Source organism: Gracilimonas sp., from assembly GCF_035704785.1.
In the GTDB taxonomy this organism is placed as follows: domain Bacteria; phylum Bacteroidota; class Rhodothermia; order Balneolales; family Balneolaceae; genus Gracilimonas.
Genome location: NZ_DASSWP010000085.1, coordinates 1 through 4,006 on the forward strand (window position 1 = coordinate 1; position 4,006 = coordinate 4,006).

Below are 4,006 nucleotides of genomic sequence, written 5' to 3' on the forward strand. Positions count from 1 at the left end.
CACTCACGAAGCCAGGACTTTGCCTTTTTATTTTCTTCTTCTGTCTTGTCCTTCTTTCTTTGCCAATATGAGCTAATTCCCTTTTCTTCGGGATTTTTATTTTCTTTCAATATGTGCTTCTATTTAAATTTTATATGAGAAGGTTGCTTTATTTCTTCTTTTTTGTACTCACCGGCTTCATATGAAACCTTATACCATTGGTCCCTTTCCGGAGAATAGAAATAATCTACATATTCATTGGGAGAGGCTGTTCTCAATTCTTTTGTAAGTGTGCGTTTTACCTGTGGCATTAGGTCAACATACCGGCTGGCTCCCACATAAACTAACCCATCATCAAACGGACCCTCCAGATCTAATACCATCATGGGGATATATCCATCAATTATAAACCAATATTCAAATTGTATAGACTTTCCATCCCTTAAATATCCGTCTTTTTCTATGATGTCTTCCACGGTCTGGGTAGGATCGCCGTAAGCACTTTGCAATACCGCACGAATTTCAATAGCAGGCATACGATCCAATTCATTATAGTTGAATCCCTGCCCGGTCCATTTTATATCAGCAAACTGGGACTGAAATTTAGCTCGGTCTTCATTACTTACTTTTTTTATCACGGGTTCCTCAAACTGTGCCTGTGCGGCTGTGGAGATCATTACCATCATGATAAAAAAGAATAGAATTCGTTTTGTTAATTTCTGCATAGTTTTTTTATCTGTCGTCTTCGTCCATAGATAGTACGGCAAGGAATGCTTCCTGAGGTATTTCAACCGTTCCTACCTGTTTCATTCGTTTTTTACCTTCTTTTTGTTTTTCAAGCAATTTTCGTTTTCGGGAGATATCACCGCCATAACATTTGGCCGTTACATCTTTACGCATAGCCCGCACGGTATCGCGTGCAATGATCCGGTTTCCGATAGATGCCTGTACTGCTACTTCAAACTGCTGCTGAGGAATAAGTTCCTTTAATTTTCCACAAACTTTCCTTCCAAGGTAATACGCCTTGTCGCGATGGGTGATACTTGAAAGTGCATCCACCTGTTCACCATTCAGCAAAATGTCTAAACGCACTAGATCGCCTTTTCGGTATTCAATAAATTCATAATCCAAAGAAGCATATCCGCGCGTTCCGGACTTGAGCCGGTCATAAAAATCAAAAACCACCTCGGCCATCGGTAGTTCATACGTAATTTCGACACGATTATTTTGCATGAATATCTGATTCACGTAAATACCGCGCCGTTCCTGGCATAATTTCATAACCGGACCAATATAATCGGCCGGAGTAATGATACTCGCTTTGATATAGGGCTCGTAAATAGCCTCGATCTCTCCGGTACCGGGCATCTGGCTTGGATTGTCTACCTCGATCCTCTTATTTTTTTCCACCAGTTCCACTTCATACTGAACGTTAGGCACCGTAGTGATAATGTCGATATCAAATTCGCGATCCAGGCGTTCCTGCACAATTTCCATATGGAGGAGCCCTAAGAATCCTGCACGGAATCCAAAACCAAGTGCCTTGGAAGTTTCCGGTTCGTAGGTCAGGGAAGCGTCATTCAACTGAAGTTTTTCGAGCGCAGCCCGAAGGTCTTCAAAATCATCAGAATCAGTTGGGAAGATCCCACTGAATACCATCGGCTTCACTTCCTTATAACCCGGAATAGGTTCTTTGGCAGGATTATCTACTTTGGTAATGGTGTCACCGACTCGAACGTCCTGAAGCGATTTCACACTTCCGATCACATACCCCACTTCCCCGGCATGTAATTCTTTGGTCGGCTCCTGTTTCATTTTCAGGTAGCCGATCTCTTCCGCATTGTACTCTTCATGGTTAGACATAAATTTAAAAAGATCACCTTTCCTAAGAACCCCTTCCATTACACGAACATAGGCGATGGAACCGCGGTAGGTATTGAAGACTGAATCAAAGATAAGTGCGCGCAATGGCTTTTCTTCTTCCCGTTTCGGGCCGGGAACTTTCTCTACAATTTCTTCAAGAAGTTTATCCACCCCTTCCCCTGTTTTACCGGATACATGCAGGATATCTTCGTAGTCACATCCGATCAGGTCCACGATCTGCTGGCCTATACCTTCAGGATCTGCTCCGGGGAGATCGATTTTATTGAGTACAGGGATGATCTCCAAATTTTGCTCAATAGCCTGGTACAGATTCGAAATAGTTTGAGCTTCAATACCTTGTGCTGCATCTACAATTAAAAGGGCACCTTCACAAGCTTTGAGGGCACGGGATACTTCATAGGCAAAATCAACGTGGCCTGGAGTGTCGATCAAATTAAAAATGTATGTTTCCCCATTGGGGCGTTTATAGTCCATTCGAATGGCATGACTTTTAATGGTGATGCCACGCTCACGCTCCAGATCCATATCATCCAGCATCTGCTCCTTCATATCCCGCTCGCTGATGGAGCCGGTAAGCTGAAGCAGACGATCTGCCAGAGTTGATTTCCCATGGTCAATATGGGCAATAATGCAAAAATTTCGAATGTTATTCATAAATTGAACAGGATATGATGCGTCTCACTTTAAGCCACAAAGATACAAAGAAGGCGGGAGCTGTTAAAATGCGGTTAATGGTTATTTGTGAAATAGTTATTCAGAATACCACTTTATGGCATCCCACATATAACTATCAACGAATAACCAATTTCTTATTCTCCAATGTGCTTATGGGTACCTTTACTGTGTCTCTTACGTAGTTTCTTGATGACTTTATGTAACGGGATTTCTTTTTCAGCAAGCAGCAACATCAGGTGGAAGATCAGGTCAGCCGCTTCATTAATGGTCTCTTTGTTTTTTGAATTTTTCGCAGCGATCACCGTTTCCACGGCTTCTTCCCCAACTTTCTGAGCAATTTTATCGATTCCTTTTTTGAACATAGAAGTGGTATAGGAACCGTCCGGCATCTCTTCTTTTCGGTCATAGATCAGTTCTTCCAGTTCGATCAGAAATTCGTAATCTTTTTGTGTAATCTTTTTGATATCAGCCATGCTCAATTAAATCCTGTTTGCTTTTTGCGGGTGTGAAGTTCTCCAATTTCTGCCACCCAAACAACGTATTTTCTGAAAATTAACATTGGGAGTGTTCTTGAAAGGTGAAAGAATAAGAGTACTTGCTGCTTGAACCTTGATCCTTGCACCTAATCTTCCTCGTAGCCTGTCATCTCAATAAAACCATTTCCATCTATTTGCTGCCCATTCATTTTACCCGAAATTCCCATTGTGCCTTCATAATAACGAACTGAAACATCCATCTCCTGATCAGGAAAAAGTGTTTCTAAATTTAATTCGAGATCAAACTTTGGTAGTCGCATTACCCATTTCGATGGATAGATTGAACCACTATGCGGACTTTCCCACGAATCCAGAACTTCCAATTCTACATCTCCCGGAGTGATGGTCGTTTTATTCCCATCCGGGTCGATCAAAGAACCTGTGGTAAATTCACTGACCGAGCCGTCTTCATCCCGAAGCTGATAATACATAAGGTCGTAACCGTTAGAGAGTTGGATGGAAAACCAGTCCCAGCCCTCCTGACCTTCATCCAGTGCAGACGTACTCCACTCATGATCCATCCAGCTTGAACCACTGACCTGATATTCTTGACCGTCTTTGGTGATCACTCCTTCCGTATCCATTCGGGTAAATGCCAGATAATAAGAGGCATTTCCTGCTGCCTCTCCCTTTTTATCATATCCATCTTCTCCCTGAAGCACCAATGGTTTTGCCGGGGTGATGTTGAGTCCTATTGCCGACCCATCTTCCATCATCGCGCTCACCCGAACCGGGAAGCTCTTGTCATCAGAGTTCTCCGGGTTGATACGTTTGATCTCCCAATCCTCCAGCCAGATTCGATAAGGCTCTGTTTGAGCACCTGCCAGGCCTGCCGCACCGCGACTGTATCGCTCCTCAAAAACATGATCCGAATTCTCTACATCCGAAATGGCAAAATGACCTAAATACAACTGGTCGGTATTCCAGTCTTC

The 4,006-nt window shown here is 43.0% G+C and carries 4 protein-coding genes; all 4 read right to left on the minus strand.

Going from position 1 to position 4,006, the window contains the following annotated elements:
* Window positions 1–119: 119 nt before the first annotated feature.
* Window positions 120–704, minus strand: a complete 585-nt coding sequence (locus VFM80_RS04855) for a hypothetical protein (RefSeq protein WP_395070124.1) — start codon at window positions 702–704, stop codon at window positions 120–122.
* Between the two features lie 7 nt (window positions 705–711).
* The gene (gene lepA, locus VFM80_RS04860; RefSeq protein ID WP_395070126.1) at window positions 712–2,517 is read right to left on the minus strand and encodes a translation elongation factor 4; all 1,806 of its coding nucleotides are present in this window, start codon (window positions 2,515–2,517) and stop codon (window positions 712–714) included.
* A gap of 155 nt (window positions 2,518–2,672) precedes the next feature.
* Window positions 2,673–3,011 carry a phosphoribosyl-ATP diphosphatase gene (gene hisE, locus VFM80_RS04865; RefSeq protein ID WP_395070128.1) on the minus strand — a complete coding sequence of 113 codons (339 nt, stop codon included), beginning with the start codon at window positions 3,009–3,011 and terminating at the stop codon, window positions 2,673–2,675.
* 149 nt (window positions 3,012–3,160) lie between these two features.
* The coding region (locus VFM80_RS04870) for a lipocalin-like domain-containing protein (RefSeq protein ID WP_395070130.1) at window positions 3,161–4,006 on the minus strand (846 nt) is incomplete at its 5' end.